This window comes from Neptunicella marina (assembly GCF_014270035.1).
Classification (GTDB): domain Bacteria; phylum Pseudomonadota; class Gammaproteobacteria; order Enterobacterales; family Alteromonadaceae; genus Neptunicella; species Neptunicella marina.
This window is the reverse complement of sequence record NZ_JACNEP010000001.1, coordinates 113,444-130,297: the sequence shown is the minus strand read 5'-3', so window position 1 is coordinate 130,297 and position 16,854 is coordinate 113,444. Positions and strand designations below refer to the sequence as shown.

Sequence of the window (16,854 nt, the reverse complement as noted above, 5' to 3'; positions counted from 1 at the left end):
TCTACCATTGGGAATAAACCACCACAACATTTAATCTTGCGAAAACCTGTAGTAATGCTAGTTGCTGTAAAATGGGCACAAAAAAAGCCGGGCATACCGGCTTTTTCCTGACACACGTTAATTATACAAACATGGCCGAAATGGATTCTTCGTTGCTGACGCGGCGAATAGCTTCAGCCAGCATATTAGAAAGGGTTAACTGACGAACATTCGGTAACTCTTTGATATCTTCACGTAACGGAATACTGTCGGTAACAATAAACTCATCAATCACAGAATCTTTAATGTTCTGATAGGCATTACCTGAGAAAATCGCATGCGTGGCGTAAGCAAATACGCGTTTTGCGCCATGGCTCTTAAGCGCATCCGCTGCTTTACATAATGTGCCACCTGTATCAATCATGTCATCAACGATAATACAGTCACGATCCTGTACATCACCAATAATATGCATAACCTGAGCAACGTTAGCTTTAGGGCGACGTTTATCAATAATGGCTAAATCCACATCATTGAGTAACTTAGCTAAAGCACGTGCACGCACTACACCGCCGATATCAGGCGATACAACAACAGGGTTGTGGAATTCACGATTACGCATGTCTTCTAATAAAATTGGTGTGCCAAACGCATTATCTACCGGTACGTCGAAGAAGCCCTGAATTTGTTCTGCGTGTAAATCTACGGTTAGAACACGATCCACACCAACGTTAGACAAAAAGTCGGCTACAACTTTTGAGGTAATAGGAACACGAGCTGAACGAACCCGTCTGTCCTGACGCGCATAACCAAAGTAGGGGATTACCGCAGTAATACGACCGGCTGATGCACGACGCAACGCATCGATCATCACGATAAGTTCCATCAGGTTATCGTTGGTCGGTGCACAGGTTGACTGGATAATAAATACATCTGATCCACGCACGTTCTCGTGGATTTCCACACTGATTTCACCGTCACTGAAACGCCCAACGCTGGCATGACCCAATTTAGTGTAAAGACGATCTGCCACTTTCTGGGCAAGTTCTGGTACCGCATTACCAGCAAACAGTTTCATATCTGGCACTTTAAAAGCCCTCGGAGGTGAATTTGAAAATTATGGCCGATTAACTTTGCAAACCCAACAAAGTTATCAGTTGCTTTTTAACAGACGACCGCAACATTTTAGCCAATATTTAAGGATTCGAGCAGGGAATGCACAGGAGATTTATTCACTCCTTTAGCCATAAAACCGCTTAAAAATGACGGTAATTCGGCCAGACAACGTCGTGCAGATGCTTCATCTTCAAACATGGCAAACACGCTGGCGCCTGTGCCTGTCATCCTCGACGGCGCGTATTCTATCAACCAGTCAAAGGCTTTTGCAACAATGGGATAGCGTGAAAAAACCAACTGCTGGCAGTCATTTTGGGTCTGTTTGAACTGATAATTATTAAAATCTAACGTTGCTGTATCGCGCGGTAAATCTGGATGTTGAAAGATTTCTGCAGTGCTTATGTGACAGTCTGGCGTCACTACAACATAAAAATGTTGTTTTAATGACACAGGAAAAAGTTTTTCACCCACACCCTGTGCAAATGCGGTTTGGCCCTGTACAAAAATGGGTACATCTGCTCCGAGTGATAATCCGATATGCGCTAATTTTTCTAAAGGCAAATTCAGTTGCCACATGTAGTTTAATGCGACTAATGTGGTGGCCGCATTTGAGGAGCCGCCGCCAATACCACCGCCCATGGGGAGTTTTTTGTTCAGTATGATATCGGCGCCTTGTTTACAGTTACTGGCTTGTTGTAATGCTTTTGCAGCCCTGACGATTAAGTTTTGCTCATCAGGCACGCCTTGTATCGGGGTCAACAGTTTGATTTCGGACGAGTCTTTTATTGTGAAAGTTAATTCATCACCAACATCTAATAGTTGAAACAGACTTTGCAACTCATGGTAACCATTGGCTCTTCGGCCTGTAATATGTAAAAACAGATTGAGTTTGGCCGGAGCTGGCCAGATTATTGTTTGATTTTCCATTGATTGATTCTAATGACGACGCGCTTTTGTTGTTTGCTTAAGATTATGTTGTGTGGCAATGGAACATTGTTGACGTTGCGATAACCACTGAATGTCGCATTCCATCCCGCATAATTGAGTGATGATAACCAGCCTTGTTTGGCAAAGTCAGCTGTTTCATTGCCTTTAATCTCTCCCTTTATCCAGGCACTTAAAGCCGATACAGGAATATGCCATCCCGTCAGGTTATATAATAAAAATTCTGCGCGACTGTCCTGATACTGTTCACCATCCATTTCCAGAGTCGCACCATTTGAATTTTGTTCTAAATGTAAAACGCTGGTGCCAATAAAACTGCGTAAATCCAGTTCTAAATCATTTTTCTTCTGTTGCCAGGTGAGATTGGCGCTATGCTTCTCTTTACCTTCTAGGTAGGCAATGCGTCCTTCAATTTGCCAATGTTGGATCTGGTGTAATAATTTTTGATGTGCAAGTGTATTAACCGATTGCTGACTAAGTGGCGGTTTGCTGACACAGGCACTTAGCGCAATACACACCAGCAGAAATAAAATTCTCATGCATTATCTTCTTGTTTTGAATATCAATATAGGAACATACACCGTACAGTGCTTTCAATAGTTTTTGCTTTTACGTACAATGCTGCGCTTAATTGAACCACTATGTCTGTATATTTCATCCGGACACCTTTCGACAGCATTCAAAAACACGTTGCATGAGTTTATTTGTATTCGGTATTAATCATAAAACAGCAGCCGTTGATATACGGGAAAAGGTTGCATTTTCTACCGAGCAACTTCTTGAAGCCTATCATAGCCTGCAACATCAAACCGGTTGTCAGGAAGCGGTGATTTTGTCTACCTGCAACCGCACCGAAGTGTATTGCTACAGCGACAATGACTCTGATTATTTAACCCAGTGGATGGCGGACTATCATCAATTGGAAGCTGCGCAATTACGTGATGTAAGTTATTTGTACCGTGATGAACAAGCGGTTAAACACGTTATGCGGGTTGCCAGTGGTCTGGATTCAATGGTGTTAGGCGAACCTCAAATTTTAGGGCAGCTTAAACAGGCTTATTCCAGTGCCAAAAACAACGGTATTGTTGGTAGCTTTTTTGAAAAGCTCATTCAGCAAAGTTTTTCAGCAGCAAAAAAAGTACGTACTGATACTGATATCGGCGCAAATTCGGTGTCGGTTGCTTATTCGGCGGTTCAGCTGGCAAAACATATCTTCGGCTCGTTAAATCAAACTAAAGTATTGCTGATAGGGGCGGGTGAAACTATTGAGCTGGTCGGGCGACACCTGCATGAGCAGGGAGTAGAAAAAATGACGGTGGCCAACCGGACGTTAAGCCGAGCAAAGGAAGTTGCGGGTTTGTTTAACGCCGAGGTAATTACTCTGGCGCAAGTGCCGTCTTTGTTATGTGATGCCGATATTATAATTAGTTCTACCGCCAGTCAGTTACCTATTTTGGGCAAAGGTGTGGTTGAACGTGCGTTAAAAGACAGACGCCACAAACCGATGTTTTTGGTTGATTTGGCCGTTCCACGGGATATAGAGCCTGAGGTAGGGGATCTAAATGATGCCTATCTCTACAGTGTGGATGATTTGCAACAAATTATTGAGCAAAACATCGCCAATCGTCAGGAAGCTGCGCAACAAGCGGAAAAGATTATTGAACTGCAGGTAGAGCAGTTTTTGCAGTGGAATCGTTCGTTAGATTCTATTGATGTTGTAAGGGAATATCGCCAGCAAAGTGAACAAATTAAACAAAAACTACAAGAGCGGGCACTAAATCAGCTCGCTGACGGCCAGCCACCGGAACAAATCATTCTGGAACTGGCAAATAAATTAACTAATAGCCTTATCCATGCCCCGACCAAAGCCATTAAGCAATCGGCTGAAAAAGCTGATTATCAGGGTGTTGATAGAATAAGACGTATTCTTGGGCTGGATACCGACTAATTCAGGAACAGTATGAAAGATTCTGTAAAACGAAAGCTTGAATCGCTGATAGAACGATTCGAGGAAGTACAAGCTTTATTAAGTGATGCAGCTGTTATTGCTGATCAGGAACAATTTCGTAATTTATCAAAAGAGTATGCACAGTTAGAGCCTACCGTGAAATGTTTCCGTCAATATATGCAGGCTCAGGATGATGTGGATTCGGCCCGAGAAATGATGCAGGAAGACGACGCTGAAATGCGTGAAATGGCGAAAGAAGAACTGCAGGATGCAGAGCAACGCATTGAAACCCTGGAATCTGAATTACAAATTTTATTGTTACCTAAAGATCCTAATGATGATCACAGCTGTTTTCTGGAAATTCGTGCAGGGGCAGGTGGTGATGAAGCCGCGATTTTTGCTGGTGATTTATTCCGTATGTACAGCCGTTATGCTGAAACCCAACGCTGGAAACTGGAAGTTGTTAGCTCAAACCTGGGTGAACATGGTGGTTACAAAGAAATTATCGTGAATGTGGTAGGGGATGGTGCTTACGGTGTTCTCAAATTTGAGTCCGGTGGTCACCGGGTGCAGCGTGTACCAGAAACCGAATCTCAGGGGCGTATTCATACCTCGGCCTGTACTGTTGCCGTGTTGCCGGAGATTCCTGAATCGGAAGCCATTGAAATTAATACCGGGGACTTACGTATTGATACCTTCCGTGCCAGTGGCGCTGGTGGTCAGCATGTAAATAAAACTGATTCTGCGATTCGTATCACTCACTTACCGACAGGATTAGTGGTTGAATGTCAGGATGAACGGTCACAGCACAAAAATCGTGCTAAAGCGATGTCGGTACTACAGGCGCGTTTAAATCGCATGGAGCAGGATAAGCGCGATGCAGAAGAAGCATCAACACGTAAAAGTCTGGTGGGAAGTGGTGATCGTTCAGAGCGCATTCGCACCTATAACTTTCCACAAGGTCGCGTAAGTGATCATAGAATTAACCTGACATTGTATAAGTTAGATGAAGTCATTGAAGGTGATCTGGATCTGATATTTGAACCTATTCGTCAGGAATATCAGGCTGATCTATTAGCGTCATTATCGGATGAATAATATTCAGTCATTGCTGGACTGGGGCAAAAAAGAGCTGGGGGAGAGCGAGTGTCCGGATTGCCCTGCAACGGATGCCCGAGTCTTACTTTGTCATGCTCTGCAATGCAATCAAACCTACTTAATGACATGGCCGGATAAAACGCCGGCCCCTGAGCAAATTGAGCAATACCAGCTTTCTGTTGCAAGCCGAAAAACAGGCACACCAGTCGCTTATATTACCGGCTACCGTGATTTCTGGACCTTGTCGCTCAAGGTCAATCAGCATACCTTAATTCCACGTCCTGAAACTGAATTATTGGTTGAACAGGCCTTGCAATTAAATCTGCCTGATAAAGCAAAAGTTCTAGATTTAGGGACCGGTACAGGCGCTATTGCGCTGGCTTTAGCCAGTGAAAAGCCTGGCTGGCTGATATCTGCAGTGGATTTTAAACCTGAAGCTGTCGAATTAGCGAAGTTTAATGCCGCCAGTGCTGGCATTAAAAATGTGAGTTTTTTTCAAAGTGACTGGTTTAGTCAGGTTCCAATTCAACAATTTGACTTAATTGTATCCAATCCTCCTTATGTTGAACAAAATAGCCCCTGGCTTGAACTGGGCGATGTAAGATTTGAACCTAAATCGGCACTGACTTCAGGAATGGATGGGTTAAGTGATATCCGTCATATTAGCGACGTTTGTCGCTCCTATCTGCTGAACAATGGTTATTTATTGCTCGAACATGGATTTCAGCAGGCGGATGCAATAAATAACATACTGGAAACAAAAGGATTCTCGACTATACATTGTATTAAAGATCTGGCAGATTTAGACAGAGTGACTGTTGCGCAGTATGCCGGAGATAAGCTTTAATCTATAAAAGCTTATGCTCTACAAAGGGGCAGAAACTGTTCTTTTACATTAAGGAGTGATACGTGTCTGACGACTTCCTATTTGCTGAAGAAACAAATGATGTTGAAGAGTTTGACGGACGGAATACATGGAAAATTCTGATTGTTGATGATGAGCCTGAAATCCACACGGTAACACGTTTAGCCTTAAGTGATTTTACCTTTCAGGAACGCCATCTGGAATTTGTCAGTGCTTATTCCGGCGAAGAAGCTAAACAGGCATTTCGTGATCACAGTGATATTGCCATTGTACTGCTTGATGTGGTGATGGAAAGCGACCATGCAGGACTGGAAGTGGCTAAATATATCCGGGAAGATCTGAAAAATAACTATACCCGTATCATTCTTCGTACTGGGCAGCCAGGACAGGCTCCTGAGCGCGATGTTATTATCAATTATGATATTAATGACTACAAATCTAAAACAGAACTCACAGCACAAAAGCTCTTTACTGTCATTATTTCCACCCTGCGCTCTTACCGTGACATTGTTGTGATAGACGAAAGTCGTCAGGGGCTGGAAAAAATTATTAAATCCTCGGCAAATTTATTTAGTTTACATTCACTCGAACAGTTTATTGAAGGCATTGTGCAGCAGCTATCGTCTTTACTTGGCGGTACAGAAGATGCCGTATATATGACCTCTGCAGTGGCAGGTCCCAGTCCGATCGACAATATTGAATCCGGTGAATATCTGGTGTTTTCCGGCAGCGGTGAATACAGCCGTTATGAAGGAAAAAAACTAGCTGAGGTGCTCTCTGGTCCAAGGCTGGAAAGCTGCCGAAAAGCCCTGAGCAGTAAAAATATTGTTTATGGTGATGACCACGTTGTCGCATTCTGTAAAAGTAAGTTTGAGCGCGGCGCATTGCTGTATATGTCAGGATTGCCTCGTCGCTTAAGTGACCTTGATCGCAGCATGATTGATATCTTCGCACAGAACGTGCAAATTGCCTTTGATAATGTATTACTGACAAAAGATATTGAAGATACGCAAAAAGAGGTGATTGAACGTTTAGGACAGGCGATTGATGATGCCACTTTCCAGCAGGGGAATCATATAAAAAGAGTTATCCTGATTTCTGAAATCCTTGGTAAATCTTTTGGTTTAAGTGAAGATGAAGTTAAAACTCTGCGTATTGCCGTGCCTTTGCACGATATTGGTAAAATTGCAATTCCACAAAGCATCATTAACAAGCCAAGTAAATTAAGTGATGATGAAGCTGCTATGGTCAAAAACCATACCAAAATAGGTTACAACATTCTTAAAAACTCAAAACGTCCGGTGATTAAAGCGGCTGCTCTTATAGCGAGGGACCATCATGAACACTGGGATGGCCAGGGGTATCCTCGTGGATTAAAAGGAGAAGAGATTTCTGTTTTTAGTCGTATTACAGCGATTGCTGATGTATATGATTCGCTACGCAGCCAGCGTGTATATAAAGAATCCTGGAGCGATGCAGAAGCACAGCGTTATATGCAGCAACAACGCGGCAAGCAGTTTGACCCTTTCCTGATCGATATTTTCATGCAGAAAATAGACGATATTGAACAAATTGTGGTTGAGCTTGCTGACAAGTCAGAAAGTTAAATACATCGCTGTTTCATTGGGTTAGCTATCTAAAGTCATTTAGCTGTCGATTTTAACGTTAAATGCCTTTAAAGTAGAGCGCATAATAAGAATTACAGTCGTTGTTACTCACGGGTATTTTCATGTATTTAATGTTTAAACATCTGCATATGACTTTTGCAGTCATCAGCATTGTGTTTTTTATTGTGCGTTTTGTCTGGCGTATTACGGATAGTGCGCTGCTACAGAAGAAAATCGTTAAAATATTACCTCATATCGTTGACACTTTATTGTTAGTCAGTGCTTTTGCGTTATGTTTTGTCATTTCTCAATATCCCTTTGCAACGGGGTGGCTGACCGAGAAATTTTTACTGCTGATTGCCTATATCGTTTTTGGTGTATTTGCGCTTAAAAAAGCACAAACCAGAGCCGGGCAATGGGGCGCATTTGCTTTAGCAATGGCCTGTATTTATTTCATTGTTAATTTAGCGATTAGCAAGCAAGCATTTTTATTGTCCTAATTCATGATGCAAGATTCTATTTTAGACATGCTGGAGCATGAGGATCCCTTTTGGGCAGCGCTTGTTATATGTCAGCAACTGGAACAAGACGTCGATATTGATCATTATCATCTGTTATTGGATTCTCTGGTCGAGCAGTGCCGTATTGAATTATCAGGTAAAACAGATCTAAGCGCGTTTAAATCGTTTGTTAGTTTATTTTACCGAGAGTTGTTATTTAGCGCGCCAAGGTTATCAAAAACATCACCAGAATTGTGTTTAATGAACCATGTGCTTGAGCTACGTCAGGGCATGTCCGTTTCTCTTGCCATTGTATTTAGTTTTCTGGCCCGAAGACTGGGTTTTGACGTGCATGGTATTAATTTTCCCGGTCATTTTTTATTATGCTGGCAGCAAAATGCTACACGTCAGTTTTATCTTGACCCGCTAAATGGCAATTTGTTGTCATATGAAGACTTGGAAAAGCTGTATTTTGCCATAGTTGATGAAGACGAATTTGATAACAATTTGCTCACACCTTGCGACACAAAGCAGGTAATTGTGCGGCTACTCAATAATTTAAAAGTTGCGCTAATGGACGAACAACATTTTTCATTAGCCCTCCAATGTAGTGATTTACTTATTGCGCTATGCCCAGATGATCCTTATGAACGTCGTGACCGCGGTTTTTTGTTGCATCAATTGAATTGTTTTCAGGTGGCATTGGCTGATTACCGGCACTTTATCAAAGAGTGTCCCACCGATCCTGCGGCACAAATTCTTAAACTGCAGCTTAAACATTTGCAACCATTGCCGGTTGTGTTTCATTAATGCGTCAGATTGTCGGTTTGTTGTATTAATACCGGCAATTTTTGCGTTAGGCCAGTCAACACTTCTGCAACTTGTGTTAAAGTCCACACATCTAAATTTGTATCGAATATTCAACAGGTAATGGTCGAATGAACAACAAACAATTGGTCGGTTTTTCTGGCATTGAAGTGGCAAACGATAAGCCTTTTGTGCTGTTTGGTGGCATGAATGTGCTGGAGTCACGCGATTTGGCAATGAAAGTTGCTGAATATTATAAAGAAGTTACCACGCGTCTAAACATTCCATATGTGTTTAAATCATCTTTCGACAAAGCTAATCGTTCATCTGTTCACTCATACCGCGGGCCTGGATTGGATGAAGGATTAAAGATTTTTGAAGAAATCAAATTAACCTTTGATGTACCTGTTATTACCGACGTTCATGAACCCTGGCAAGCGCAACCTGTGGCTGATGTGGTTGACGTTATCCAGTTACCTGCCTTTTTAGCGCGCCAGACAGACTTAGTGGTCGCCATGGCTAAAACGGGGGCCATTATCAATGTTAAAAAACCACAGTTCTTAGCTGCACATGAAATGCGTCATATAGTGACTAAATTTTTAGAAGCCGGTAATGACAATATCATTTTATGTGAACGAGGTTCCTGTATGGGCTACAACAATCTGGTGGTGGATATGTTAGCCATTGATGAAATGACCCATATGGCGCCTGTTATCTTTGATGCAACACACGCCCTGCAAAAGCCGGGTGGGCGCAGTGATTCTGCCGATGGACGCCGTGCACAAGCCGCGCAATTAGCCAGAAGTGGTATGGCGCTTGGCATCGCTGGTTTATTTATCGAAGCTCACCCGGATCCAAATCAGGCCAAATGTGATGGACCCTGTGCATTACCTCTGGATAAACTCGAGCCTTATTTACAACAAATGAAAGCCATTGATGATTTAGTTAAATCGTTTCCGGCATTGGATACCAGCGCAAATAACTAATGGCACAACGTCTTCCTCCGCTTAATTCGCTTCGTGCATTCGAGTCTGCAGCCCGTCATCTAAGTTTCACCCGGGCAGCGGAGGAGCTGTTTGTTACCCAGGCTGCGGTTAGCCATCAAATTAAAGCGTTGGAAGAACACCTCGGTATAAAACTGTTTTTACGAAAAAACCGTAATTTGTTGTTAACCGAAGAGGGGCAGGGATATTACCTTGATATTAAAGATATTTTTAATGGGTTACATGATGCAACCCAGCGTTTATTAGCCCGCGGTGCTAAAGGTACGATTACGGTATCCTTGCCGCCGAGTTTTGCAGCGCAGTGGCTGGTTCCACGCATTCATGATTTTGCCAAAGTACATCCTGATATTGACGTGCGCATTAAAGCGGTGGATTTCGACGAAGGTTTTTTGACCGACGATGTGGATGTGGCCATTTATTACGGACGCGGAAAGTGGCCGGGTTTGTACTGCGAAAAATTACAGACCGAATACCTTACCCCCATGTGTTCACCGATTTTGTTTCAGGGTGATAAACCATTAAACAGTCTGGATGATTTAAAACATCATACATTATTGCATGACCATTCAAGACAAGGCTGGAAAGACTGGATTAAACATTTTGATGTGTCTGGGGTAAACGTAAATCATGGCCCAATATTCAGCCACTCTATGTTGGTATTGCAGGCAGCAGCGATAGGACAGGGAGTTGCGTTAGGTCATAGTGTTTTAGCCCGCCCTGAAATTACTTCCGGACGTTTAATTTGTCCTTTTGCGGAAAAAATGGAAAGTCGTCAGGCTTATTATTTTGTATGTCATCAGTCTCAGGCTGAATTGGGAAAAATTGTGCATTTTCGTGACTGGTTAATGTCTCAGGTAGAACAAGAACAGGATATTTATGGTATTGAATAATCCTGTGGCAAGAGTGTTGTTGGCTCATGGCGCAGGCGCCGGAAGTGACAGTGACTTTATGCAACAAATTGCAACGTTATTGCGTCAACATTCACTCGCAGTTGAGTCGATTGATTTTCCGTATATGCAACAGATGCAGCAGACCGGAAAACGCCGTCCACCAGATAGAATGCCAATACTCGAACAGTATTTTAATCAACAAATTGCGCATTTTTCGAGTGACTTACCCTTGTTTATTGGTGGTAAGTCTATGGGAGGTCGTGTGGCAACACATGTGGCGGATAATATAGCCGTTAAAGGTGTTTTTTGTTTGGGCTACCCTTTTCATCCACCGGGCAAACCAGAAAAACTACGCACTCAACATCTGGCGACTTTTGAAAAACCTTGCCTGATTTTACAGGGCGAGAAGGACACCTTTGGTAAACGTGATGAGGTTGAACGTTATGCTTTGTCAAACAGTATCCAACTACAATTTTTCGCCGAAGCCGATCACAGCTTAAAACCACCTAAACGAACGGGCTTTACCCAGCACGACTATATGCGTCAGGCGGCAAATAATATTGCTCAGTTTATACAAGGTTTAGTATGAGATTCTATTTAGTTATGGCAGCGATACTTGGTTTAACTGCCACGATTTTCGGCGCATTAGGCGCTCATGCCTTAAAGAGTGTGTTAACTGCAAGCCAGTTGGATAGCTGGCAAACCGCTGTTCGGTTTCAGTTTTATCATTGCTTCGCCATGTTTATTACGGTGTTGTTACATCGACATCAAATGAGTATTTGGTTAAAACGTGCTGCGGTTTTATTTTTAAGTGGCACATTTGCATTTAGCGGCAGTATTTATTTGTTGTTGCTTTGTGGATGGTCATTTCTGGGGCCGGTCACACCTTTAGGTGGATTATTATTGATGGCCGGTTGGTTGAGCCTGCTTATCTTTGCATACAACGCAAAACAGGAAAATTAAATGGCAGGGGTGATCCTTTATTGTCGCGCAGGTTTCGAAAATGATACCGCCAATGAAATTCAGCAAAAAGCCGCTGAGATAGATATTTATGGTTTTGTAAAACTAAATGCCAATAGTGGTTATGTGCAGTATCAATGTTATAACCCCGAAGATGCCTTTCGTCTGATTAAACAGTTACCGCTTGATGAACTGGTTTTTGCGCGTCAGTTTTTTGCCTACAGTCAACATTTGCAGGATTTAGATCCTGCTGATCGTATTGGACCCGTTATTGAAGCGAGTATGAGCTTTCCTGGTTGTGGTGAATTAAGAGTGGAATACCCTGATACCACCGAAGGGCGCGAGCTATCGCGTTTTTGTAAAAAGTTTACTGTGCCTTTACGTCAGGCGCTGCGTAAAACCAGCCAGTTAAGTGACAAACTTAATGTTTATGTGCCGGTCATGCATGTGTTTTTTGTTGACGGTCGCAATGCCTATGTTGGATACAGTTTCAGTAATAATAATTCACCCTTGCCTTTAGGCATTATGCGTTTGAAATTTCCTAATGAAGCACCCAGCCGTTCAACGTTAAAACTGGAAGAAGCCATTCATGTTTTTCTTGATAAAGAAGAGCAGGAGTTACGCTTTAAATCGGGCATGAATGCGGTGGACTTAGGGGCTTGTCCGGGAGGATGGACCTATCAATTGGTTAAACGTGGATTGTTTGTGCAAGCTGTCGATAATGGTGCGATGGCTGAAAGTCTGATGGAGAGTGGTCAGGTAAAACATTTTGAAGAAGATGGCTTTAAATTCCGCCCAAAAAAGAAAAACGTACACTGGTTAGTGTGCGATATGATTGAAAAACCGGATAAAGTCGCCCGATTAATGGCGCGTTGGTTACGCGATGGAGACTGTAAAGAAGCAATTTTTAATCTGAAATTACCAATGAAGCGCCGTTTTGAAAGCTATCAGCAAGCAGTAAAGATCATTCATGATGAATTGCAGGGAAAAGACCCCGTTCGCTACAGATTAAAAGCAAAACACCTTTATCACGATCGGGAAGAAATTACTCTTCATTTGCGAGCTCTGTAGGGCTTACAAATTCATATTGCGAAGATAAACACGCCCCAGCGCTTTTAGGCAATTATTAATAAAGATTAACTTTGGCTTGTTCTTAATACATGCTTAAGTTGCTTCAATTCAGCCTTTAATCTTTTAGGCGACATGGAGGGCTTTCCTGCATATTGATAATGCATGTAATTATTATGCAGGCGTTTAAATACATTGAATACCGGTAACGGACTGCTGGTTTTTATTTGTTGATAATAGTCCTCAGGTCCCTGCGAGTATTGGCGTTGGTAGCCATGTTTTTTCAATATTTTAAGTGCGTGTAAATAATACTTAACGGCGACAGGTGACGTTGATTTAGGTTTGTTTTTCCAAATATATACGGCAACTATAAATAAAATAATACCAAGCGCACCCAGAGTAAATAAACCAATATTGGTTAGTGTTGCAGAGCCAAATATTGCGGAAATAATAGATAGTTGCTGCCGCTGGTTAAAGCCTACCACCCAACTGTTCCACCAATAGTCCATCTGGGCAAAAGCGAGTCGTAACTGATTAAGCCAACGCACAGATTTAAATTTCATTAGAGAAAAAGGCTGTTCAGTCAGAAAGCTGTTTTCGTAGGCTACAGCTTGTTCAAGGCCGTATAACAATCGTTCTGGAGAAACGACCGCTGTTGGATCATATCTTACCCAGCCTTTATCTTCATGCCAGGCTTCAACCCAGGCGTGTGCGTCAAACTGATAAACATTAATCCTGTTACCAGATTGATTTTCGCCGCCCATATAGCCGGTGACGACACGTGCTGGAATCCCCATTAAGCGCAAAAGATACGCCATACTAGCTGCATAGTGCGCACAAAAGCCCTTTTTCTTCTCAAACAAAAAGGTGTCCACCATATTGTCTGGCATCACATCAGGTTGCAAACTGTAAACAAATGACTGTTGCTTATAGTATTGCAATACCGCCCTTATTTTTTGTTGTACGGTTGGGTTATTGGCGGCCAGTTGTTTAGCAAATGCCCGGGCTCGCGGATTTCCATTGGGAGGAAGTTGTAAATTAAGCACCAGATCAAATGAGGATGCCTGATCCAACGGTGTCTGATACCAACTGATAACTTCATAACTAATGGTACTTACAAGCGGAAATTTACTGGTTAATTGATAGCTGGGGTTAGCGATAACATCATCTGAAACAGGAGTGGCAACATCCAGTGCATAGAGCAAGTTCATGCCTGTTGGTTGAGCAACTACGCTATAGCGATAATGTTCGCCAAAGACTCTGGGATTATAGTGTTGACTAAACTGTAACTGCTGTTGTTGTCTTAGTCGATAGGGATGACGTGACCATTGTTTGCCATTAAAAACTTCCATCACCTGTGCGCGCCAGTATAGCTGAGTTCGGGTTGGTAGTTTTTGTTGAAACTCTGCACTAAAAGCCAGTTCAGCTGATTGCGCGACCCGGGACAGATCGCCTGGATTGAGTGTGTCAGATAATCCGGACTGCGCCTGATTCATGCCCGGCATTTGCCAAAGTGGGGGTAAGTGAGGTAATGCGATGAACAGTAACAGCGAAACGGGAATAGCAAAGCTTATTTGTTTAATCAGTTCAGTTGATAAATCAGGCAATGTCCGATTCGGTTGAAAGTGGCTTTGCAATGCAAATAACAGAGCAATAACCAGCAGACTGTAAAATACTACGGCAATGATTTGCTGATAGAACATAAAACCGCAGGCGATAATAAATAAGGTACTTAATGACAGTTGTAGAAAATCTTTGTGGTTTTCGAGCTTTATCAGTTTAAATGCGCAGGCCAGAACTAATAAATTAAGCATGCTGTTCATCAGACCAATTTGCCAGCCATACCAGAACAGCACGACCAGACTTAGCACCGCCAGTAAATTAAGTGTACGTTGGGTAATAGTGTGTTTTTGAGTGTGTCTCAACAGAGATATGCGAATAATGCCACTAATTATGAGTAACCCGCTAACCCAGATAAGTAACACATCAAATAATGCTATGCAGGATAATAACAGGCAGCAGGTTAATAGCAGTTGTTGACGATTAGATGCCATCGTTTTGTTTCCATGTAGCAAGTGCTTTTAGGCAAACCTTGCTATGCCATTCAGTGTTATCCGCGTCGAAAAATTTATCACCAAGTTGCAGGGAAAATGGCTGCTGTTGCTGGCTTAATATTAAAATGATGAAGGTTAATTCACTTAAATGTTTTTCCAGCGCTAAGCCTGTTAATTCATTGGGTACTATGAGCCGGATATTCTGACTGCTATAGCCGGAAAATTGTTTGGTAAGCGTGCCACGTCCCATAGCCATCTGTTTCCAGGCAATATGATGCAAAGGTTCTCCTGTTTGATGTGGGCGCAGTTGGTAATACTCCTCTTTGTCCTGTGTGGGTGCTGACTGGGTTTCGCCCTGCTTGAGTGTGGTCACATCTGCAGCAGGTATGGGGCACTTAACAGGTGCTGGATACACCAACAATGGTTGATCTGAGGCAATCATACTCCAGCAGTGAAAAAGCCCCAGCGGGTAAAAACTTTCGATTTTTATTCTGGGACACTGCGTTTGCCCGCGATATGTAGCCAACATTTTTGCTGCTGTGGTTATATTTGAATTACCAGCATTAACAAAAACAGCTGTTTGGTTGTTTATACTCATTTTGATTTGTCCCAGCGTTGATTCCGCCTTTATCAGCAATGGGATGGTGACAGTTTCTCCCACAAAAACAGGGGAGGCAGATTGTATGCGTAGTGTTAAACCAACAAAGTTCTGATAGCAGCGGAATAAACTAAGAAGAAAAATACCTACCAGAAAATAGCAAAGTAAAAGCATCAGGTTATTTTGAAAGTTGGTTGCCATCACAAACAATAAAATACACAACCCAACGTAGCTGGCGCCAAAGCGACTAGGCAGAATAAATATATGGCGGTGAGATAAGGTGATTTCGTCCTGTCTGGGAATTCGTTTATTTAGCCAGTGGTTGCTAAAAAAACGCCCATTTTTGAATATTTTCAATGCGATTAATCCGAGACAGGATCGACACGTTCAAGCAATAACTGGCTATAAGGAGTGGTTTGCTGACTTAGTAGCTGATTGTGGCGTAAACGGTGTTCAGCGACAGCACCTAATACAGCCTGAACATCTTCCGGGATGACATGGTCACGGCCAGCGATATAAGCCCAGCTTTTACTGCATTTTAAAATAGCTTTAGACGCTCTGGGAGACAAAGGGTGAGGAAAATCAGCAGACTGACGACTTTGTTGCACCAACTTTAATACATAACTGATAATCGCGTCGCTGGCATGTAAATTAGCGGTAGCCTGTTGTGCCTGATTCAATTTTTCAGGTGTAATAATACAATCGAGTGCTGGCTTTTCTCCGTTTATTTGTTCCTTCAGCATTGCTCTTTCAGAAGCCTCGTCCGGATATCCCAGTTCTATTTTCATTAAAAACCGGTCAAGTTGTGATTCGGGCAGCGGATAGGTGCCTGATTGATTTACCGGATTTTGGGTGGCAATTACAAAAAAGGGCGAGGGGAGTTGATGCGTTGTTCCATCAACACTAACCTGGTGCTCTTCCATAGCCTCCAGCAACGCACTTTGGGTTTTGGGGCTGGCTCGATTTATTTCGTCAGCAAGTACCAGATTGTTAAACAGTGGCCCCTGATGAAATTGAAAACGTTGTTTTTGGGGCTCAAATATATTTACCCCAAGTAAGTCAGCCGGAAGTAAATCTGAGGTAAACTGAACCCTGGAAAATTTAAGACCCAGTACTTCAGCCAGCGCATGGGATAAGGTGGTTTTTCCCATGCCAGGTAAGTCTTCTATCAATAAGTGTCCACCGGCCAGCAAACAGGTTAACGCCAGTTTTATTTGATGTCGTTTGCCAATAATTAATGAATCGATATTTTCCAGTGATTGATCTATAAGTGCAGAAAAAGACACAATTTCTCCGGTAACAAGATTCCTTTATTTACGATAACCCGACTCTACCTTGCACAACCTCAAGCTTAAACGTTGGCAGATAATCATAGGTATTAATTTGACTATCTAAACCCAAACCATTGTCCTTGA

At 42.6% G+C, this 16,854-nt stretch carries 17 protein-coding genes; 11 read left to right on the top strand and 6 right to left on the bottom strand.

Translation table 11 applies throughout. From position 1 onward, the window contains the following. Positions 1-121 precede the first annotated feature (121 nt). The 3 genes from H8B19_RS00615 to lolB all read right to left on the bottom strand — a co-directional run bounded on the left by H8B19_RS00615 (position 122) and on the right by lolB (position 2,579). Complete coding sequence (locus tag H8B19_RS00615) at positions 122-1,066, bottom strand: ribose-phosphate diphosphokinase (RefSeq protein ID WP_186504845.1); 945 nt, start codon at positions 1,064-1,066, stop codon at positions 122-124. 98 nt (positions 1,067-1,164) lie between these two features. Continuing rightward, a complete protein-coding gene (gene ispE / locus H8B19_RS00610; RefSeq protein WP_186504844.1) occupies positions 1,165-2,022 on the bottom strand; it encodes a 4-(cytidine 5'-diphospho)-2-C-methyl-D-erythritol kinase in 858 nt (285 codons plus the stop codon). Continuing rightward, a complete protein-coding gene (gene lolB / locus H8B19_RS00605) occupies positions 2,004-2,579 on the bottom strand; it encodes a lipoprotein insertase outer membrane protein LolB (protein WP_186504843.1) in 576 nt (191 codons plus the stop codon). The genes ispE and lolB overlap by 19 nt, the downstream gene beginning before the upstream one ends. Positions 2,580-2,734: 155 nt before the next feature. Here lolB and hemA point away from each other — a divergent pair, with 155 nt between their 5' ends. The 11 genes from hemA (at position 2,735) to rlmM (ending at position 12,790) form a co-directional block, all read left to right on the top strand. Further along, the gene (hemA, locus tag H8B19_RS00600; protein ID WP_186504842.1) at positions 2,735-3,988 is read left to right on the top strand and encodes a glutamyl-tRNA reductase; all 1,254 of its coding nucleotides are present in this window, start codon (positions 2,735-2,737) and stop codon (positions 3,986-3,988) included. A 12-nt stretch (positions 3,989-4,000) separates the two neighbouring features. Next, positions 4,001-5,086, top strand: a complete 1,086-nt coding sequence (prfA, locus tag H8B19_RS00595) for a peptide chain release factor 1 (protein WP_186504841.1) — start codon at positions 4,001-4,003, stop codon at positions 5,084-5,086. Beyond that, entirely contained in the window at positions 5,079-5,933 is an 855-nt protein-coding gene (prmC, locus tag H8B19_RS00590; RefSeq protein WP_186504840.1) for a peptide chain release factor N(5)-glutamine methyltransferase, read from the top strand. Before prfA ends, prmC begins: the two co-directional genes overlap by 8 nt. A gap of 62 nt (positions 5,934-5,995) precedes the next feature. Further along, a complete protein-coding gene (locus H8B19_RS00585; protein WP_186504839.1) occupies positions 5,996-7,558 on the top strand; it encodes a DUF3369 domain-containing protein in 1,563 nt (520 codons plus the stop codon). A 122-nt stretch (positions 7,559-7,680) separates the two neighbouring features. Continuing rightward, positions 7,681-8,058 (top strand): SirB2 family protein, encoded by a 378-nt coding sequence (locus tag H8B19_RS00580; protein WP_186504838.1) that lies wholly within the window; start codon positions 7,681-7,683, stop codon positions 8,056-8,058. A gap of 3 nt (positions 8,059-8,061) precedes the next feature. Next, on the top strand, positions 8,062-8,868 hold the full coding sequence (locus H8B19_RS00575) for a SirB1 family protein (protein ID WP_186504837.1): 807 nt from the start codon (positions 8,062-8,064) through the stop codon (positions 8,866-8,868). A 128-nt stretch (positions 8,869-8,996) separates the two neighbouring features. Continuing rightward, positions 8,997-9,851 carry a 3-deoxy-8-phosphooctulonate synthase gene (gene kdsA, locus H8B19_RS00570; RefSeq protein ID WP_186504836.1) on the top strand — a complete coding sequence of 285 codons (855 nt, stop codon included), beginning with the start codon at positions 8,997-8,999 and terminating at the stop codon, positions 9,849-9,851. Then, positions 9,851-10,759 carry a transcriptional regulator GcvA gene (locus tag H8B19_RS00565; RefSeq protein ID WP_186504835.1) on the top strand — a complete coding sequence of 303 codons (909 nt, stop codon included), beginning with the start codon at positions 9,851-9,853 and terminating at the stop codon, positions 10,757-10,759. The genes kdsA and H8B19_RS00565 overlap by 1 nt, the downstream gene beginning before the upstream one ends. Beyond that, a complete protein-coding gene (locus tag H8B19_RS00560; RefSeq protein WP_186504834.1) occupies positions 10,746-11,348 on the top strand; it encodes an alpha/beta family hydrolase in 603 nt (200 codons plus the stop codon). Before H8B19_RS00565 ends, H8B19_RS00560 begins: the two co-directional genes overlap by 14 nt. Beyond that, entirely contained in the window at positions 11,345-11,722 is a 378-nt protein-coding gene (locus H8B19_RS00555) for a DUF423 domain-containing protein (protein WP_186504833.1), read from the top strand. The genes H8B19_RS00560 and H8B19_RS00555 overlap by 4 nt, the downstream gene beginning before the upstream one ends. Beyond that, the gene (gene rlmM / locus H8B19_RS00550) at positions 11,723-12,790 is read left to right on the top strand and encodes a 23S rRNA (cytidine(2498)-2'-O)-methyltransferase RlmM (protein ID WP_186504832.1); all 1,068 of its coding nucleotides are present in this window, start codon (positions 11,723-11,725) and stop codon (positions 12,788-12,790) included. It abuts the gene before it with no gap. A gap of 65 nt (positions 12,791-12,855) precedes the next feature. Here rlmM and H8B19_RS00545 read toward each other — a convergent pair whose 3' ends face one another. Genes H8B19_RS00545 through H8B19_RS00535 form a run of 3 tightly spaced genes read right to left on the bottom strand, consistent with a single transcriptional unit; the run spans position 12,856 to position 16,725 of the window. Then, complete coding sequence (locus H8B19_RS00545) at positions 12,856-14,841, bottom strand: transglutaminase TgpA family protein (protein WP_186504831.1); 1,986 nt, start codon at positions 14,839-14,841, stop codon at positions 12,856-12,858. After that, the gene (locus H8B19_RS00540; RefSeq protein WP_186504830.1) at positions 14,831-15,796 is read right to left on the bottom strand and encodes a DUF58 domain-containing protein; all 966 of its coding nucleotides are present in this window, start codon (positions 15,794-15,796) and stop codon (positions 14,831-14,833) included. Before H8B19_RS00540 ends, H8B19_RS00545 begins: the two co-directional genes overlap by 11 nt. Before the next feature lie 5 nt (positions 15,797-15,801). Beyond that, positions 15,802-16,725: an AAA family ATPase gene (locus H8B19_RS00535; RefSeq protein WP_186504829.1), complete on the bottom strand. Its 924-nt coding sequence runs from the start codon at positions 16,723-16,725 to the stop codon at positions 15,802-15,804. Positions 16,726-16,854: the final 129 nt, after the last annotated feature.